Source organism: Streptomyces sp. NPDC042371 (genome assembly GCF_056437465.1).
In genome coordinates, this window is the sequence record NZ_JBWKAP010000010.1 from 233,991 (window position 1) to 251,405 (window position 17,415).

The 17,415-nt window shown below is 69.2% G+C and carries 16 protein-coding genes and 2 pseudogenes; all 18 read left to right on the forward strand.

Annotation, left to right across the window (positions count from 1 at the left end; translation table 11 throughout):
• The first annotated feature begins 11 nt into the window (after positions 1 to 11).
• The 18 genes and pseudogenes from rimM to dprA all read left to right on the forward strand — a co-directional run bounded on the left by rimM (position 12) and on the right by dprA (position 17,349).
• Positions 12 to 554, forward strand: coding sequence for a ribosome maturation factor RimM (gene rimM / locus AC068B_RS29570; RefSeq protein WP_356257244.1), 543 nt, complete (start codon positions 12 to 14; stop codon positions 552 to 554).
• Complete coding sequence (gene trmD / locus AC068B_RS29575; RefSeq protein WP_478674651.1) at positions 554 to 1,375, forward strand: tRNA (guanosine(37)-N1)-methyltransferase TrmD; 822 nt, start codon at positions 554 to 556, stop codon at positions 1,373 to 1,375. Before rimM ends, trmD begins: the two co-directional genes overlap by 1 nt.
• Before the next feature lie 131 nt (positions 1,376 to 1,506).
• The gene (gene rplS / locus AC068B_RS29580) at positions 1,507 to 1,857 is read left to right on the forward strand and encodes a 50S ribosomal protein L19 (protein WP_356257250.1); all 351 of its coding nucleotides are present in this window, start codon (positions 1,507 to 1,509) and stop codon (positions 1,855 to 1,857) included.
• Between the two features lie 45 nt (positions 1,858 to 1,902).
• Complete coding sequence (lepB, locus tag AC068B_RS29585) at positions 1,903 to 2,625, forward strand: signal peptidase I (protein WP_478674652.1); 723 nt, start codon at positions 1,903 to 1,905, stop codon at positions 2,623 to 2,625.
• Entirely contained in the window at positions 2,618 to 3,703 is a 1,086-nt protein-coding gene (lepB, locus tag AC068B_RS29590; RefSeq protein WP_478674653.1) for a signal peptidase I, read from the forward strand. Before lepB (AC068B_RS29585) ends, lepB (AC068B_RS29590) begins: the two co-directional genes overlap by 8 nt.
• A complete protein-coding gene (lepB, locus tag AC068B_RS29595) occupies positions 3,588 to 4,565 on the forward strand; it encodes a signal peptidase I (protein ID WP_478674654.1) in 978 nt (325 codons plus the stop codon). The genes lepB (AC068B_RS29590) and lepB (AC068B_RS29595) overlap by 116 nt, the downstream gene beginning before the upstream one ends.
• Before the next feature lie 80 nt (positions 4,566 to 4,645).
• Positions 4,646 to 5,401: a signal peptidase I gene (lepB, locus tag AC068B_RS29600; RefSeq protein WP_478674655.1), complete on the forward strand. Its 756-nt coding sequence runs from the start codon at positions 4,646 to 4,648 to the stop codon at positions 5,399 to 5,401.
• The gene (locus AC068B_RS29605) at positions 5,391 to 5,879 is read left to right on the forward strand and encodes an NUDIX hydrolase (protein ID WP_478674656.1); all 489 of its coding nucleotides are present in this window, start codon (positions 5,391 to 5,393) and stop codon (positions 5,877 to 5,879) included. Before lepB (AC068B_RS29600) ends, AC068B_RS29605 begins: the two co-directional genes overlap by 11 nt.
• A gap of 55 nt (positions 5,880 to 5,934) precedes the next feature.
• Positions 5,935 to 6,243 (forward strand): DUF2469 domain-containing protein, encoded by a 309-nt coding sequence (locus AC068B_RS29610; protein ID WP_005311352.1) that lies wholly within the window; start codon positions 5,935 to 5,937, stop codon positions 6,241 to 6,243.
• 108 nt (positions 6,244 to 6,351) lie between these two features.
• A complete protein-coding gene (locus AC068B_RS29615) occupies positions 6,352 to 6,759 on the forward strand; it encodes a YraN family protein (RefSeq protein ID WP_478674657.1) in 408 nt (135 codons plus the stop codon).
• Positions 6,759 to 7,865, forward strand: a pseudogene (locus AC068B_RS29620) (YifB family Mg chelatase-like AAA ATPase); the annotation flags it as partial. The gene AC068B_RS29615 and the pseudogene AC068B_RS29620, both read left to right, overlap by 1 nt.
• Before the next feature lie 16 nt (positions 7,866 to 7,881).
• The gene (locus tag AC068B_RS29625; protein ID WP_478674658.1) at positions 7,882 to 9,441 is read left to right on the forward strand and encodes a tyrosine-type recombinase/integrase; all 1,560 of its coding nucleotides are present in this window, start codon (positions 7,882 to 7,884) and stop codon (positions 9,439 to 9,441) included.
• Between the two features lie 44 nt (positions 9,442 to 9,485).
• Positions 9,486 to 11,336, forward strand: a complete 1,851-nt coding sequence (locus tag AC068B_RS29630; RefSeq protein WP_478674659.1) for a hypothetical protein — start codon at positions 9,486 to 9,488, stop codon at positions 11,334 to 11,336.
• The gene (locus AC068B_RS29635; RefSeq protein ID WP_478674660.1) at positions 11,333 to 13,423 is read left to right on the forward strand and encodes a hypothetical protein; all 2,091 of its coding nucleotides are present in this window, start codon (positions 11,333 to 11,335) and stop codon (positions 13,421 to 13,423) included. The genes AC068B_RS29630 and AC068B_RS29635 overlap by 4 nt, the downstream gene beginning before the upstream one ends.
• On the forward strand, positions 13,420 to 13,821 hold the full coding sequence (locus AC068B_RS29640; RefSeq protein WP_478674661.1) for a hypothetical protein: 402 nt from the start codon (positions 13,420 to 13,422) through the stop codon (positions 13,819 to 13,821). The genes AC068B_RS29635 and AC068B_RS29640 overlap by 4 nt, the downstream gene beginning before the upstream one ends.
• Positions 13,822 to 14,092: 271 nt before the next feature.
• The gene (locus AC068B_RS29645) at positions 14,093 to 15,559 is read left to right on the forward strand and encodes a hypothetical protein (RefSeq protein WP_478674662.1); all 1,467 of its coding nucleotides are present in this window, start codon (positions 14,093 to 14,095) and stop codon (positions 15,557 to 15,559) included.
• A 108-nt stretch (positions 15,560 to 15,667) separates the two neighbouring features.
• A pseudogene (locus AC068B_RS29650) lies at positions 15,668 to 16,186 on the forward strand (magnesium chelatase subunit ChlI family protein); the annotation flags it as partial.
• Complete coding sequence (gene dprA / locus AC068B_RS29655) at positions 16,183 to 17,349, forward strand: DNA-processing protein DprA (protein ID WP_478674663.1); 1,167 nt, start codon at positions 16,183 to 16,185, stop codon at positions 17,347 to 17,349. The pseudogene AC068B_RS29650 and the gene dprA, both read left to right, overlap by 4 nt.
• The last annotated feature ends 66 nt before the right edge of the window (positions 17,350 to 17,415 follow it).

The window sequence follows — 17,415 nt, forward strand, 5'->3', positions numbered from 1 at the left end:
GGAGAAACGCAGTGCAGTTGGTAGTCGCCCGTATCGGCCGTGCCCACGGCATCAAGGGTGAGGTCACCGTCGAGGTCCGCACCGACGAGCCCGAGCTGCGGCTCGGCCCCGGCGCCGTGCTCGCCACCGACCCCGCGGCCACGGGGCCGCTGACCATCGAGACCGGCCGGGTGCACAGCGGCCGCCTCCTCCTGCGCTTCGAGGGCGTGCGCGACCGCACGGGCGCCGAAGCGCTGCGCAACACCCTCCTGATCGCCGAGGTGGACCCGGAAGAGCTCCCCGAGGAAGAGGACGAGTTCTACGACCACCAGCTGATGGACCTCGACGTCGTCACCAAGGACGGCGAGGAAGTCGGCCGGATCACCGAGATCTCGCACCTGCCCTCGCAGGACCTCTTCATCGTGGAGCGGCCCGACGGCAGCGAGGTGATGATCCCCTTCGTCCAGGAGATCGTCGTCGAGATCGACCTGGAGGAGCAGAAGGCCGTCATCGACCCGCCCCCCGGGCTGATCGACGACCGCGCCGAGATCGCTTCCACGCGGGACGAGGCGTAATGCGGCTCGACGTCGTCACGATCTTCCCCGAGTACCTGGACCCCCTGAACGTCTCCCTCGTGGGCAAGGCACGCGCGCGTGGGCAGCTCGACGTCCACGTGCACGACCTCAGGGAGTGGACGTACGACCGGCACAACACGGTCGACGACACCCCCTACGGCGGTGGCCCCGGCATGGTCATGAAGACCGACCCCTGGGGTGCGGCCCTCGACGACGTGCTGGCCGACGGGTACGAGAAGGGGGCCCACGGGCCCGTCCTGGTCGTCCCCACGCCCAGCGGCCGTCCCTTCACCCAGGAACTCGCCGTGGAGCTCTCGGAGCGCCCCTGGCTGGTCTTCACGCCCGCGCGCTACGAAGGCATCGACCGCCGCGTCACGGACGAGTACGCGACCCGCATGCCCGTCTACGAGGTCTCCATCGGGGACTACGTCCTCGCGGGCGGGGAAGCCGCCGTCCTGGTCGTCACCGAGGCCGTGGCCCGGCTCCTGCCCGGTGTCCTCGGCAACGCCGAATCCCACCAGGACGACTCCTTCGCCCCCGGAGCCATGGCCAACCTCCTGGAGGGCCCGGTGTACACCAAGCCTCCCCAGTGGCGCGGGCACGGCATCCCCGACGTCCTCGTCAGCGGGCACCACGGCAAGATCGCGCGCTGGCGGCGGGACGAGGCGCTGCGGCGTACGACCCGCAACAGGCCCGATCTCATTAAGCGTTGTGATCCCAAGGCCTTCGACAGGAAGGACCGCGAGATGCTCTCGATCCTGGGGTGGCGGCCGGGGCCGGACGGCCGATTTGGGCGAGACCCCGAAGCCGTGGAAGAATAGAACGCTGCTGTACGTCCAGCGTGCGCCCCTGCCACAGGGGGAACGACGCCCGCCCGACGCGATCAGCTACCGAAACCTCATCAACACGTACCGCTGATGACCTGTGGCATCAGTGAAGAAAGCAGACGATCATGGCTAACCTGCTCGACTCCGTCGACAGCGCGTCGCTGCGCAGCGACATCCCGGCCTTCCGCCCGGGTGACACCGTCAACGTCCACGTCCGCGTCATCGAGGGCAACCGCTCCCGTGTGCAGCAGTTCAAGGGCGTAGTCATCCGTCGCCAGGGTGCCGGCGTGCGCGAGACCTTCACGGTCCGCAAGGTCTCCTTCTCCGTCGGCGTCGAGCGCACCTTCCCGGTGCACACCCCGATCGTCGAGAAGATCGAGCTCGTCACCCGCGGTGACGTGCGTCGCGCGAAGCTGTACTACCTCCGTGACCTGCGCGGCAAGGCCGCGAAGATCAAGGAGAAGCGCGAGCGCTGAGCTCCCGCACGGGTCCACAGCGGGGCCGGATAGCATCTGGCCCCGATGGACACCGAAGCACACCACACGGAGCGCGACCGCTCCTCCACACCCTCCGATTCCGGAGACGTCCCGCACGTCGCCGAAGCATCCGAGGAGACGGAGGAACGGTCGCGTTCCGTTTTTGCGTCGCTCCTCGACCGGCTGCCGGGGGGCGGGCTCACCCTGACGTTCCTGCTGTGCATCGGGGCCCTGCTCCTGGTCAGTGCCTTCGTGGTGCAGCCCTTCCAGATCCCGAGCGGCTCCATGGAGCCCGCGTTCCGCTCCGGGGACCGGGTACTCGTCAACAAGTTGGCGTACCGTTTCGGTTCCGAGCCGCAGCGGGGAGACGCGGTCGTCTTTGACGGACGTGGCTACTTCGGAGAGGCCGACTACATCAAGCGGGTCGTGGGCACAGGGGGAGACCGGGTGGTCTGCTGCGACAAGCGGGGGAGGGTCGAGGTGAACGGCGAGCCGATCGACGAGCCGTACCTGTACCCGGGGGACGTCGCCTCCCGGGTGCCCTTCGACGTCGTCGTCCCCGAGGACAGCCTCTTCCTCCTCGGCGATCACCGCAGCGACTCCCGTGACTCCCGTGACCATCTCGGACAGCCCGGCGGCGGCATGATCCCCGTCGACGCGGTCATCGGCAGGGCCGACTGGATCGCCTGGCCGATCGGCCGCTGGACCTCCCTGGAGCGCCCCGACGGCTACGCGCGCGTGCCCGCACCGGGCGGCGCCCATGGGTAGCCGCGGCCGCACCCGTGGCGCCGGCCACCGGGTCGACACCCGGCTGCCCACGGGATCCCGGCCGACCGACGGCCCCGTCCTGCCGGGCCGGGCCGAGCGGCGCAAGCTCGCGAAGAAGGTCAAGCGGCGCAGGCAACGCTCGGCGATCAAGGAGATACCCCTCCTCATAGGCGTGGCGCTGCTGATAGCCCTCGTACTGAAGACCTTCCTGGTGCAGGCCTTCGTGATCCCCTCGGGATCCATGGAGCAGACGATCCGGGTCGGTGACCGGGTCCTGGTCGACAAGCTCACCCCCTGGTTCGGATCGAAGCCGGAGCGCGGTGACGTCGTCGTCTTCAAGGACCCCGGCAGCTGGCTGGAAGAGGAACAGGGCAAGAAGAAGGACGACCCGGTGGTCGTCAAGCAGCTCAAGGAAGGCCTGACCCAGATCGGCCTGCTGCCGTCCGACAGCGAACGGGACCTCATCAAGCGGGTGGTCGGCGTCGGCGGCGACACCGTGAAGTGCTGCGACAAGAACGACAAGGTCACCGTCAACGGCGTGCCGCTGGACGAGCCCTACATCAACCCGGGGGACAAGCCCTCCGCCTTCGAGTTCCAGGTGAAGGTCCCCGAGGGGCGCCTGTTCATGATGGGCGACCACCGGAGCGACTCGGCCGACTCCCGCTTCCACCGCACCGAGAAGTTCAGCGGCACGATTTCCGAGGACCAGGTGGTGGGGCGCGCCATGGTCATCGCTTGGCCCTTCGGCCACTGGCGCAAGCTGGAAGCACCGGACACATATGCGTCAGTTGCCGACGCGCGTGCGGGATCGGACATCGCCACAGGAGCGTCGCATAGGCTGACCCCTGACGATCGATACGGATTGATCCGGCTCCCGACCCCTGCGGAACTCCCGCTCGTTATGGGAGTGGTGGGCCTGCATCGCATCTGGGGCAGGCGGCGGCACGGACTGAGGAGTGGATGTGGGGGATTTGGCGGTCGGCGCACGATCCGGACACGAGGGGCCCGAAGATCGGCCGGGACGATCCGACGAGCCTGGCGTCGACGCCGTCGCGGACGGTACGCCCCCCGGGAGTGACGCCGTGGGCGGCGACGGCGGCGACAGCGGCGCGACGCGCGAGCAGGACCCCGAGCGACCGAAGAAGAAGGCCCGGTCCTTCTGGAAGGAGCTTCCGCTCCTCATCGGCATCGCACTGGTCCTGGCGCTGCTCATCAAGACTTTCCTGGTCCAGGCGTTCTCGATTCCCTCGGACTCGATGCAGAACACGCTGCAGCAGGGCGACCGCGTGCTCGTCGACAAGCTGACGCCGTGGTTCGGTTCCGAGCCCGAGCGCGGCGAAGTCGTCGTCTTCAGGGACCCCGGCCACTGGCTGGACGGCGAGCCCACACCCGACCCGAACGCGATCCAGCGGGTCCTCGGCTGGGTCGGCCTGATGCCGTCCGCCGACGAGAAGGACCTCATCAAGCGCGTCATCGGCGTCGGTGGCGACACGGTGGAGTGCAAGGGCACCGGCCCGGTGAAGGTCAACGGCAAGGCGCTGAACGAGCCGTACGTGTTCGCGGGCAACACCCCCTGCAGCGTCGACGACCAGGGCGGCCAGTTCAAGGTGACCGTCCCCAAGGGCAAAATCTGGGTCATGGGTGACCACCGGCAGAACTCGCTGGACTCCCGCTACCACCAGAAGCAGCCCGGCGGCGGCGCCGTCCCCGTGGACAACGTCGTGGGCCGCGCCATCGTGATCGCCTGGCCGCCCACCCGCTGGGCGACGCTGCCCAAGCCCGACACCTTCGACCAGCCGGGCATCAACGCGCTGTCCAGCGCGGCGCCGGGCGTCCTCGGGCTCGCGGGTGCCGTGCCGCTCGTGCTGTGGCGCAGGCGCCGTCTCACGGTGGCTGCCGCGCGCGACGCGAGGGTTTCTGGCGGCAGTACCGCCGGGTAGGGTGCCGTCCCAGATCGCCGATCTTCCGCCGTCCGTACGCACGGGCGGCGGGGTCGTCTCCGGAACAGGGGAGCACTGGGATGAGCAGGACACAACGGACGAACGAGGGCCACGGACGGCTCGGCAGCGTGCTGTCGGGCATCGCCGTGGCCCTCGGCTGTGTGCTCTTCCTCGGAGGGTTCGTCTGGGGCGCCTTCCTGTACCAGCCGTACACCGTCCCCACCGGGTCGATGACGCCGACGATCGGCTCGGGCGACCGCGTGCTCGCGCAGCGGATCGACGGCGACGAGGTGCGCCGTGGCGACGTCGTCGTCTTCAAGCAGTCCACCTGGGGCGACCTGCCCATGGTCAAGCGCGTCGTCGGCATAGGCGGCGACCGGATCGCCTGCTGCAAGGACGGCAAGCTGACCGTGAACGGCAAGGAAGTCGCAGAACCGTATCTTCCCGAGGGCAAGGGCGCCGCGGCCACCGGCATCCCCGCCACGACGGTCCCCAAGGGGCGCCTGTTCCTGCTCGGCGACGAGCGCAGCGGTTCGCTGGACTCCAGCGTGCATCTGGGCGACGGGGAGCACGGTTCGGTGCCGCGTGACGCGGTGCAGGCACGGGTCGACGCGGTGGCCTGGCCGATGGACAAGTTCGGGATGCTGGAGCGGCCCGACGGCTTCGCCGACATGCCGGGCGGCATCTCCGAGCCCGGGCCGCTGCGCATGATGGTGATCGCGATCGTGGCGGGCATGGTTCTCGTCCTGGGTGGCGCGGCCTACGGGCCGGTGGCCAAGCGCATGGGCCGTGGGCGCGCGGGCAGCCGTGCGCAGGAGACCGCCGGTGTCGGTTGATCTGCGCAGGGTCGCGCGGGTGATCCTGCTCGACCCGAGCGACCGTATCCTGCTGCTGCACGGCTATGAGCCGGAGGACGCGTCGAACGACTGGTGGTTCACGCCGGGCGGCGGTGTGGAGGGCGACGAGACGCGGGAGCAGGCGGCCCTGCGCGAGCTGCGGGAAGAGACCGGTATCACCGAGGTCGAGCTCGGCCCGGTCCTGTGGCGGCGCGTCTGCTCGTTCCCGTTCGCGGGGCGGCGCTGGGACCAGGACGAGTGGTACTACCTGGCACGTACGTCGCAGACCGCGATCGTCGCCGAGGGCCTTACGGAGCTGGAAAGACGCAGTGTCGACGGAGCACGTTGGTGGACGTGCCGAGAACTGACCGAGGCTCATGAGACGGTGTATCCGACCAGGCTCGCCGAGCTGCTTCGCAGACTGCTCGACGAGGGGCCCCCGGAAAGGCCCGAGATCCTCGACACGGAAATCGTGTAGGGGCTCGCGGGGCTGACGCACAATAGGGGGACGCACGGCTGAAGGGGAACATGCCATGAGCGCCGAGGACCTCGAGAAGTACGAGACCGAGATGGAGCTGAAGCTCTACCGGGAGTACCGCGATGTCGTCGGGCTGTTCAAATACGTGATCGAGACCGAGCGTCGCTTCTACCTCACCAATGACTACGAGATGCAGGTGCACTCGGTTCAGGGCGAGGTCTTCTTCGAGGTCTCGATGGCGGATGCCTGGGTGTGGGACATGTATCGGCCCGCCCGGTTCGTCAAGCAGGTGCGTGTGCTCACGTTCAAGGACGTGAACATCGAGGAGCTCAACAAGAGCGATCTCGAGCTGCCGGGCAGCTGAGCGGCGGCACGGGCCCGGCCCGGCACGGCGAAGTTCACTCGCGGGGGTGGCGGAGTTTTCCACAACCGGCGAGTAGTGCACCAAGATCCAATAGGTGCGGGCTGAGCCGTGACCGTGGATGTCGGAGGTGGTGCCGACATGAACGCACGGGGAGCACTCGGCAGGTACGGCGAAGACCTGGCCGCCCGGCGGCTGGTCGACGCGGGGATGACGGTCCTTGAGCGCAACTGGCGCGCGGGCCGGATCGGTGAGATCGACATCGTGGCGATGGACGGCGAGGCCCTCGTCGTCTGCGAGGTCAAGACACGCAGAGGGGGCCTGGGCGGCTCCGCTCCCTTCGAGCATCCGATGGCGGCCGTCGGCCGTACCAAGGCGGAGCGGCTGCGAAGGCTCGCCGAGCGCTGGATCGAGGAGCGCGGCGGCCCACCCCCGGGCGGTGTCCGCATCGACCTGGTCGGAGTCCTCGTCCCGCGGCGCGGTGTTCCCGTGGTCGAGCACGCGCGGGGGGTGGCCTGATGGGCTTCGCGCGTACGTGTTCGGTGGCGCTGGTGGGCGTCGAGGGCGTGGTCGTCGAGGTGCAGGCCGATCTGGAGCCCGGGGTCGCGGCATTCACGCTGGTGGGGTTGCCCGACAAGAGCCTCACCGAGAGCCGTGACCGGGTCAGGGCGGCCGTGGTCAATTCCGGTGGCGAGTGGCCGCAGAAGAAGCTCACGGTCGGGCTGAGTCCGGCGTCGGTGCCGAAGGGCGGCAGCGGTTTCGATCTTGCTGTCGCCTGTGCCGTCCTCGGGGCGGCGGAGCGGATCGACCCACGGGTCCTCGCCGACATCGTGATGATCGGAGAGCTCGGACTCGACGGCAGGGTGCGGCCGGTCCTCGGGGTGCTGCCCGCGGTCCTCGCGGCGGCCGACGCGGGGTACGAACAGGTGGTCGTCCCGGAGTGCACGGCCGCGGAGGCCTCGCTGGTGCCGGGCATCTCGGTCCTCGGGGTGCGCAGCCTGCGGCAGCTCATCGCGGTGCTCACCGACGAGCCGGTGCCCGAGGAGGAGCCGGCCGAGCCGGGGCGGCCCGATCCGATGCTCGCCGGGCTCTGCGTGCCGGGCACCGGCATCGGCACGGGCCTCGGCGGCGCCATGGACGACGCCCACGCGCTCGATCTGGCCGACGTCGTCGGACAGGCGGCGGCAAGGACCGCCGTCGAAGTGGCCGCCGCGGGCGCGCACCACCTCTTCCTGCAAGGACCACCGGGCGCGGGCAAAACCATGCTCGCGGAGCGCCTCCCGGCCGTCCTGCCCCGGCTGACGCGCGAGGAGTCCCTGGAAGTGACGGCGGTCCACTCGGTGGCGGGCATGCTGCCCCCGGGCAGACCGCTGGTGGACATCGCGCCGTACTGCGCACCCCACCACTCCGCGACCATGCAGTCGCTCGTGGGCGGCGGCAAGGGAATCGCACGGCCGGGCGCGGTGTCGCTCGCCCATCGAGGGGTGCTCTTCCTCGACGAGGCGCCCGAATTCAGCAGCCAGACCCTGGACTCGCTGCGCCAGCCCCTGGAATCGGGGCACGTGGTGATCGCGCGCAGCGCGGGAGTGGTGCGGCTGCCCGCGAAGTTCCTGATGGTCCTGGCTTGTGCACGACCGGTCATTGACCTCGTACCTGTACGGTCCGCGGGTGTTGAGTCGAAATGCCTGGTCCGTCCACTTCACGTGGCGGGACTTGCCGCAGCCGCGTGAAGAGCTCTGGTACCTGCAGATTCGTCCTGAGGAATGGGAGTGCTGGCTCGATGACCAGGGCATTCCTGACGGGACGCCGTACTTGCTGTCACCCCGGTACGTCTACGACGTCGACCCGAACTCGTACCTCCATCGGGTGGACTATCTCGAAGGGCCGCTGAACAGTCAGAGGAACCGGGCGAGAGCCCTGGCCGGCTACTTCACGTTCCTGCATCGGGCCCGCTGGGGCAGGGACTGGCGTGATGCCACGGAGGACGACCACCGGGCCTACCGTCACTGGCGGCGTCAGGACGTGAAAGGGCCTCGCATCGGCGGATCGACCTGGAGCCAGAACACCTCGCACGTGTTCCAGTTCTACGAGCACGCGAAGCGGGAGAAGTGGGTCGCCGAGATCCCGATTCCCCTGCGGGAGGCCAAGGAGAGGGCGGCCTCGCCAGGCGGCCGACCTGTCGTCACGGAGAGCAAGAAGGTCCCGGCGTCCTACGCGCACGACGAAGGCGGCGAGACGATCGAGTGGTTGCCCGCCGCGGCCTACCGGCGTTGGCGGGACGTGGGGGTGCGGGGATACGACCGCGACGGTCTGCCGAGGGACAACTTCCGGGGCCGGTGGGCTTCACGCAACGCGACGTTCACGGACAAGCTGGTCCGCACCGGGATGCGGCTTGAGGAACAGTCCACGCTGCTGAAGTCCGAGATCCCGCTGGGTGAGGGGCCGCCCGGCTACAGCAAGTTCTGGCTGCCGAAGTCGATCGCGAAGCGGGACTCCGCCCGGTGGGTCTATGTGCCGGCTTCCTCGCGGCGGGATCTGACGGCCTATGCCCTTGAGGACCGGGCCCTGGTGGTGGAGGAGGCCCAGGCCGCGGGTCGTTACCGGCGGATCCGGCGGCCGTTGGTGATCTCGGACCCGGAGTTTCCGCGTCTTGCCCAGTACACCTCGGGGGCGATGGCCGGGCAGCGGGTGGACGTGCGTCTTCTCGGCCCGCTGGAGCGTCGCCGGCTGCTGGTGGACACCGAGCAGGGGCTTGAGCCGGCGATGTTCTGGCTCGGCGAGGACGGGATGCCGCTGGCTCTGTCGACCTGGAAGGACATGTTCACCGCGGCCAACCGCCGCTGCGAGGAGGCGGGATTGGAGGAGAGGGCTCGTGCCCACCTCTGCCGGCACACCTTCGCCGTGATCACGTTGGAACAGCTCCAGCGCGGCCACCTCGCGGCGCTCGGCGAGATGAACCCGGCCCAGCGCCAGCACTACCAGAGGATCTTCGGAGACCCGGTGGACTGGATCCGCCGCAGGCTCGGTCACGCCTCGCAGTTGTCGACCTTGATTTATCTACATGCGCTGCAAGAACTGGAGATGGAGACGCGCATGGCCCTTGTCCCGGATACCTGGGAGGACCCGCGGGACACTCCGGTCGTCGAGCTCGGCGACGAGACGCCGCCCGTCGACCTGCCCGAAGGGGTGGTGACGCGGTGAGCTGGCGCCAGGGCCGGGGCAGCACTGGACCTGGCCGCCCGGCCGTGACACCTTCCGGAGCCTACGAGGCCCCACCGCTGGTCAGGATGGACGCGGCGGACTCCCTGGCCGTCGACTTCCACGGCGAGGACGGCCGCAGCCGCACCTTCGACTTCAGTACGCTGCCGATGCCGGGCTGGCGTCTGTTCCTGGCCCGGTCCGTTGCCCTGCGGACCGGCTACAGCGGCGGCGCCAGGACCCTGGAGAGCTCGCGGCACGCCTGGAACGCGGTCCAGAACTGGGCCGAGTTCCTCCCGTCCCTCGACGCGCCGCCCGAGTCTTCGCAGCAGCTGACCCGCGCACACGTCGATGCCTACCGGGGCCGCACGGACATCTCCCCGCGGACGAAGTACTCGATGCTGCTGGAACTGCGCACGCAGTTCACCGACCCCCAGCTGAAGGACGACCTCCCGGCCGAGGCCCTGGACGCCTTCAACCGACGTCTGCCGAAACCAGCGGCACAGCCGGTCGGGGGCTACTCGATCGGGGAACTGGACCGGCTGACGGCCGCGGCAAGGGCCGACACCGCCCGGATCGCCCGGCGCCTGCGGGCCAGTGAGGACCTGCTGCGACGCTATCGCGAGGACCCCGGCCAGCTCGGCGAGGACGATCTTCGGCGGGGCGAGATGCTGGCCTCGATGGCCGACAGCGGTGTCGTCCCCGAGCCCGTCCGGCGCCGTCAGGAACGGCAGGCCCAGAGGGTCGCCTTCGCCTCCGAGCTGTTCCTGACCTGGAAGGACCTGGCACCTCTGGTGGTCCTCCTGATGATCGTCACCGAGCGGAACGGAGAGTCGATCAAGGAGTTGCCGGTCAAGCACAGGCTTCTCGAAGACCGCGCCGTCGAACTGTCCGTGGTCAAGCGCCGCCGCGGCGCCAAGCGCTGGTTCGAGACGGTGACCTGGGAGATCGGGCCGAAGAACCGTGAGCTCCACACGCCCGGCGGCCTCTACCTCCTGCTGCTGGAGCTGACCGCCCGCGGCCGGGCCTTCTGTGCCGCTTCCACCGCGTTCGCGCTCTGGCGCAACAACCACCGCGACGGCAACACGGGCATCGAGGAGCACTGGGCGCCGTTCGAGAAGAACCTCGGCTACGGATCCGCGATGAAGATGTCCTCCTGGGCCGCGGAGCGTCCCAAGCCGGTGTTGGCGGACCTGCCGCCGAAGAAAAAGGGCGAGCAGCCGCCGGCACCGCCGCTGCGGGTCACCTTCAACCAGATCAAGACCAGCGTGGATGCCCGACGCACCCGGCAGATGGGCGGCCACCTGCCGTCCTCCGCGAAGAGCAACACCGCCCAGGTCCTCTACGCCAACTACCTCAAGGCGGACGAACCGACCCGGGAGTGGGCCGCAGAGGTGGTCTCCGAAGCACTCGTCGACGCCGAACGCGCCGCCGCCGACGCCCACAAGCGAGCCGCCGAACGCCGCGGCGGCGGCCCGAAGGTCCTGCCCGAGGTCGGCACCGCGCACGACCTGGAGGAGGCCGGCCTGGCCCCGGACACCGCCCGCAAACTGGCGGACGGCGAACTGGACACGGCCTGGACCGCCTGCGAGGACCATGATCACAACCCGGAGACCCAAGCGCCCTGCGGCGACTCATTCCTCGACTGCTTCCACTGCGGGAACTGCCTGGTTACCCGCACCCACCTGCCCAAACTCCTCAGCCTCCTCGACAGCCTCGGCGCCCTGCGGCAGCGGATGAGCGAGATCGACTGGTGGAAGCGCTACGGCCCGGCCTGGGTCGCGATCCGGCGCGACATCCTCACCAAGTTCTCGCCGGCCGAGGTCGCCAAAGAACGCAAGAACCCCCTGCCCGACGCCCTCCTTGACCTCGTCGAAGCCCCCTGGGAACAGCCATGAGCCTTGCCGCGTTCGCCGCTTCCCCACCCGGCGACCTCGCCCTGCAGAACATCCACGTCCTGCACGGCCGCCAGCTGCGGACCGGGTTCCGGCTGGAGGACACCTCCCGCTACGGCGACGACATCTGGCGACTCTGGCCCGCACAGCTCAAAGCGCACGACACCGCACTCATCCTGAACTTCCCGAGCCTTCCGCGGCGGTTCCAGTCGGCGGCGAAGAAGCTCTTCTACCACCTGCTGTCCGTCGACCCGCCGGACGGCGAGGACTCGCCAGGCATCACCTCCATCAGGATCACCTTCACCCACATGAAGGCATTCCTGACCTGGCTGGACAAACGCTGGGAACCGCACCGCACCGACCTGTCCACCCTGACCCCGGACGACCTGACCGCCTACCGCAAGCATCTCAACGTGCTCCATCCCCGGTCTTCCGACCGCCGGACGCTCGCGCGAGGCGTCATCCGGCTCCTCTGGCGCTGGCGGTCCCACCTCGACGAACACGCACTGTCCTTCGACCCGCTCCACCTCCCGGAGTGGGGCGAGTCCAAGGCGCCCCGCCGCAGCGAGAACGCCACCGACCGGCTCCCCGAGGAGACCATGGGACCGCTGCTGGGCTGGGCCCTGCGGTTCGTCGACGAGTTCGCCTCGGACATCCTGGCCGCCGACGCCCACTGGCGGGCCATCCGCACCGACACCTTCCGCCAGCCGGACGACGTCGCGGACATCGGCCTTCGCATCCGAGCCCTGATGGACGAGCACGTCGCCTCGGGGCAACCGCTGCCCGGCTATCGCGGCCGTCCGAACGTCGTCCACCTCGCCCGGACGCTGCAATGCGACCGCACCAGCGTCGACCGTCACGCCGACGTCCTTACCGCGACCGCCGAGATCGTCGGCATCGGCACCGACAGCTACTTCGGCAACCCGATCACCGGCCGGCTCGACGGCGTCCCCTGGGTCGAAGGGATCGCGACCCACCACACAGCGACCCACAGCCTGGCCCGGCTCGGCCGCCACCTGCAGGCCGCCTGCTACATCGTGATCGCATACCTCTCAGGACTTCGCGACTCTGAGGTCAAGCACCTTCGGCGCGGATGCCTGCACATCAAGCGGGACGAGGACAAAACCCCCTACCGCTGGACGGTCACCAGCCTGGCCTTCAAGGGCGAGGACGACGATGCAGGCGTCGAGGCGACCTGGGTCGTCGGCGAGCCCGTCGCTCGGGCCATCGACGTCCTCGAACGTCTCCAGCCACCCGAAACGGACTTCCTCTTCGCCCGCCTCCGTCACGGATCCGGCGCCAAGAAGGGCTCGGCCGACGCTCTCACGACCAAGGCGACGGGCACGCAGATCAACAAGTTCATCACCTACGTCAATCAGCTCTGCGACACCTCCGGCCGGTCCGACAGCATCCCCGCAGCCGGTCGAAGTCGCACCGGGTTCAAGACCAGCGTCTTTCGGAGGACCCTGGCGTGGTTCATCGCACGACGGCCCGGCGGAGCCGTCGCCGGCGCCCTGCAATATCGGCATCAAACAATCCAAATGTTCGAAGGTTATGCAGGCACCAGCGCCTCCGGATTCCGGGCCGAGGTCGAGAGCGAACAGGCCCTCGCCCGCGGTGAGACCTACATCGCGATGATCGACGCCCACGAGCACACCGATTTGACCGGCCCGTCGGCCGAAGAGGTCGCCCGGCGATTCGGCGAGTTCGGCGAACGAGCCCAGTTCCAGGGACAGATCGCCCTCGACAAGCACCGCCTGAAACGGATCATGAAGCGGCATGATCCAGCGATCTATCCCGGCGAATACATCACCTGCGTCCGTGACCCCGCCAAGGCCCTCTGCGAAAAGGCGAAGCGCGGTGGAAGCGAAGGGCTGCCCGACCACGGAGGCTGCAAGCCTCTGGCCTGCAGAAATGTTGCCCTCACCCCGGAGAACGTCGCTGCCTGGACCCGGGAACTGGCTCGCCTGGAGAAGAGGCTGGCCGCCCGGCCGGCCATGCCTCCCCTCCGGCAGCACCGCCTCCAGCAGCGTCACGCCGAAATCACCGAGTTCCTGGCCACCAACACACGCACGGAGTACCTCGCATGACCGCCCGCGTCTCTGACCTGTCCGAAGCCCTGGTCCGCAAGCGGATGGCGGAGATGATCGAGACCTGCCGGCAGACCAACACCAAACCCAGCGTTCTGAAGCTGGCCCATCAACTCGGCCTGAGTAACACCACGTTCCGCCGCCGCTTCCCCGACATCGCCCAAGAGCTCGGCACCCTCCGGTCCACCCCTGCCGATCCCGCCGACGGGCCCACCACGCACGACAGGCTCATCGCCCGGAACGCGAAGCTCCGCCGCCGGAACCATGAGCTGACCTCAGACCTTGCTCTCGCCATTGCGCAGCTCCAGCAGCTTGCACTGACCAACGAACGGCTCCGCGAGGCACTAGAGAGCGCCTCCAAGATCACGAACATCCATGGCAACAGGGCTCCTCGCTGAGACAAAGACCCCTGCAGAAAAGGAAATTCCCTCCCCCTTCTGCACGCGATGCGACAAACTGATCGCCCGAAATGCCAGACTGACGCGCCCAATCGCTCGTCACGGCCTGCCCCCAACGGCTTCCGGGACAACGTCGGGCTCCGGGGTGAACCGGAGGCTGCGGCGGCATCGGGACGATCGCCCGGACTGCGTCGCAAACGGCGCGACAGAGACGACGCAGAACTCCCCGCCGCGAGGCGAGGAGGAACAGCTCTCATCAGAGAAGGTACATATGAGCCCCCAGGACATCCCCGACAACCTGCCCGTTCCTGCACCGCAGGCTTCGGTCCAGGTCCAGGCCGCTCGCGCGGATCTGGAGGCATTCGAAGACCTGATGTTCCAGGTGCTGGAAGCCTGGGGGCTGCCTACGGACAACATCATCGTCGCGGCCAAGCAGCGCGAGACCCTCCTCAAGAACACCCCCGACGTCATCGAGGAGCTCACCCCCGAGGAGCGAGCGAACGCGCCCTACGTCGCCAAGATGATCATGGCAGGCTCGGTCGGGTTGTTCGACGCCGCGCTGAACTACCTCTGGAACGAGACGATCAACCGGCTGCGGGACCACGTCGCCGCCTTTGATGTCGACTACTTCTTCGACCTCGCCGAGACCGACCCCGCCCGTCGCAAGAACCTCAAGACCCGCGACGACCTCTCCCAGATCGACGACTACAAGCTGCTGGAAGCTGCTAACAAGATCAAGCTCGTCAGCGACATCGGCTTCAAGCAGCTCATCCACATCAACTACATGCGCAACCACGCGAGCGCCGCGCATCCGAACATCGAGGAGCTGACCGGCCTCAAGCTGGCCGAGTGGCTGGAGACCTGCATCAAGGAGGTCTTCCGGATCCAGCCTCGCAACGTCGTCGCTGCGATCGGCAAGCTCCTCACCAACATCAAGTCCAAGCGGCTGCCGAAGGACGAGCTGAAGAAGATCGCGGCGTTCTTCGACGGGCTGGAGCAGGACCAGGCCGACAACCTCGCCGCTGGCCTCTTCGGCATCTACACGCCCGCCGACGCGACCCCCGAGATCCTCGACAACGTCCGCTCGCTCTGGCCCGACCTCTGGCCGCTGGTCGGCGAGGACGCTCGCAACGAGATCGGCATCAAGCTCGCGCGGTTCACCGCCAACGCCGACACCGACCGGGCGATCCGCGCCAGGGAACTGCTGGAGCTGGTCGGCGGGTCTTCCTACCTCCCCGAGCCCGAGCGCGTCGCCGAGATTCAGCAGGCCCTGGACGACCTCAAGCGGGCCCACGAGGCGCACATGCGCAACTATGCCGAGGAGCCGCCGGCCGCACAGCGACTCAAGGATGTCGTCGGCCGCCACGGAGACATCCCCGAGCAGGCCGTCCGCAGCTACGTCGTCCACCTGGTCAATGTCTTCCTGACGAACGGTTACGGGGTCGCCTGGAACGCGGAACCGATCTACAAGGAGCTCATCGGCCGGTTCAACGGCTACCAGGCAGCGATCGCCCTTCGAGCCTTCGCGAACTCGCAGATCCGGCTCAAGCTCCAGGACGAATGGCCGCGCAAGAAGTGGCAGGAACTGCTCGACCTGATCGACCCGAAGCTCACCGGCCGCGGCGACCGCGCCTTCCTCGACGCCGTCCGCAACTTCGGTGGCACCCCCGACCGGCTCTACCAGGACACCAAGATCAAGGCCCTCACGAAGACCTGGCTGGAGCGAAACCTGACCTGAGCCGCGACAGCATCAACACCCCTGCGGGCCGGGCAAAGCCCGGCCCGCAGGGGTCGAGACCAGAGCTCACAAGCTGGTCAACGGTCAGTTTCAAACCACGTCCACAAGCTCGCGGCCAACCCCTGCCCCTGCGGTCGGCACACACTGCTGGGTGACGGCTGTGAGTGCCCGGCCTCCGTCATCCGCCGCTATCAGGCCCGTCTGTCGGGCCCCCTGCTCGACCGCGTCGACCTGAAGGTGGAGGTGGAGGCAGTCACCCGCTCCGAACTGGCCGGGTACGGCACGCCGGGGGAGTCCACCCGAACCGTCGCCGACCGGGTGCGCGCCGCGCGCGAGAGAGCGGCGGCTCGTCTGGACGGCACCGGATGGCGGACCAACAGCGAGGTCGCGGGACATGCGCTGCGCACCCGCTGGCCCGCGGCGCCCGGCGCGCTGGACGCGGCCGAACTGGACCTGGAGCGCGGATTCCTGACGGCCCGGGGCCTGGACCGCGTGCTGCGGGTGGCCTGGACCGTCGCCGACCTGGCGGGGCACGACAGGCCTCGCGCCCAGGACGTAGCCCTTGCGCTGCAGTTGCGCACGGGGATCGCCCGGGGTGTGCCGATGGTCATCGGGGCGCCCTCGTGAGCGCCGATCCGCCGTCGGACGAGGAGCGAATCGCCCGCGTCGCGTTGACGCGGGTCCTTGAACCGGGGGACGCGGTCGGCGGGCGGTGGTTGTGCGAGGTCGGGGCCGGTGAGGTGCTGCGGCGGCTCGCCGGATCGGAGGACGAGGAGCGGCTGCCGGGGGTGACGGCGCGGCGGTGGGAAGGGCTGCGGGTGCGGGCCGTCGCGGTGCGGCCGGAGCGGGATCTGGCGGCGGCGCGGGACGTCGGGGCGCGGTTCGTGTGTCCGGGGGACGCGGAGTGGCCGGTGACCTTGGACGACCTGGGGGACGCGCGCCCGGTCGGGCTCTGGGTGCGGGGGCGGCCGTCCCTGCGGATGTGGGCCCTGCGGTCGGTGGCCGTCGTCGGCTCACGGGCCTGTTCGGGGTACGGCGCGCACATGGCGGGAAGTCTCGCCGCGGGGCTCGCGGAGCGCGGATGGGTGGTGATCTCCGGAGGGGCGTACGGCGTGGACGGTGCCGCACACCGAGGGGCGCTCGGGGCGGGCGGTGCAACCGTGGCCGTGCTGGCCTGCGGGGTCGACCGGCCCTATCCGCGCGGGCACGCCGGGCTGATCGGGCGGATCGCGGAACAGGGCCTCGTGGTGGGTGAGTTGCCGCCGGGGGACCATCCGACGCCGAGCCGGTTCCTCCTGCGGAACAGAGTGATCGCGGCGCTGACCAGGGGAACCGTGGTGGTCGAGGCCGCGTATCGCAGTGGGGCGCTCGCCACGGCGCGCAGTGCCCAGGAGTTGGGGCGCTTCACCATGGGGGTGCCGGGGCCCGCGACCAGCGGCCTGTCGGCCGGGGTGCACGAACTGCTGCGGGGTGACGGCGTGCTCGTGACCGATGCCGCCGAAGTCGTCGAGCTGGTCGGCGACATGGGGGAGCTCGCCCCGGCCCGGCGGGGGCCCGTGGTGCCGCGTGACCTGCTGGCTTCCGGGGTGCAGCGCGTCCTCGCCGCCCTGCCCGCGCGGGGGCGGGCGGCCGTGCGGGACGTCGCGATCGGCGCGGGGACGACCGAGGACGACGCGGTAGCGCGACTGTACGAACTTCAGTCGTTGGGGTTCGTCGAACGACACGGCGACGGCTGGCAGTTGACACGCCAGGCGATTCTGTCCGTCTTCGCTGGTGGAGGTGAATCGTGACCGAGCGTGTTCCGCCGGACGGATGACCCCCGACGACCTTGGGAAATCGTGGAGTTGGCGCATTGG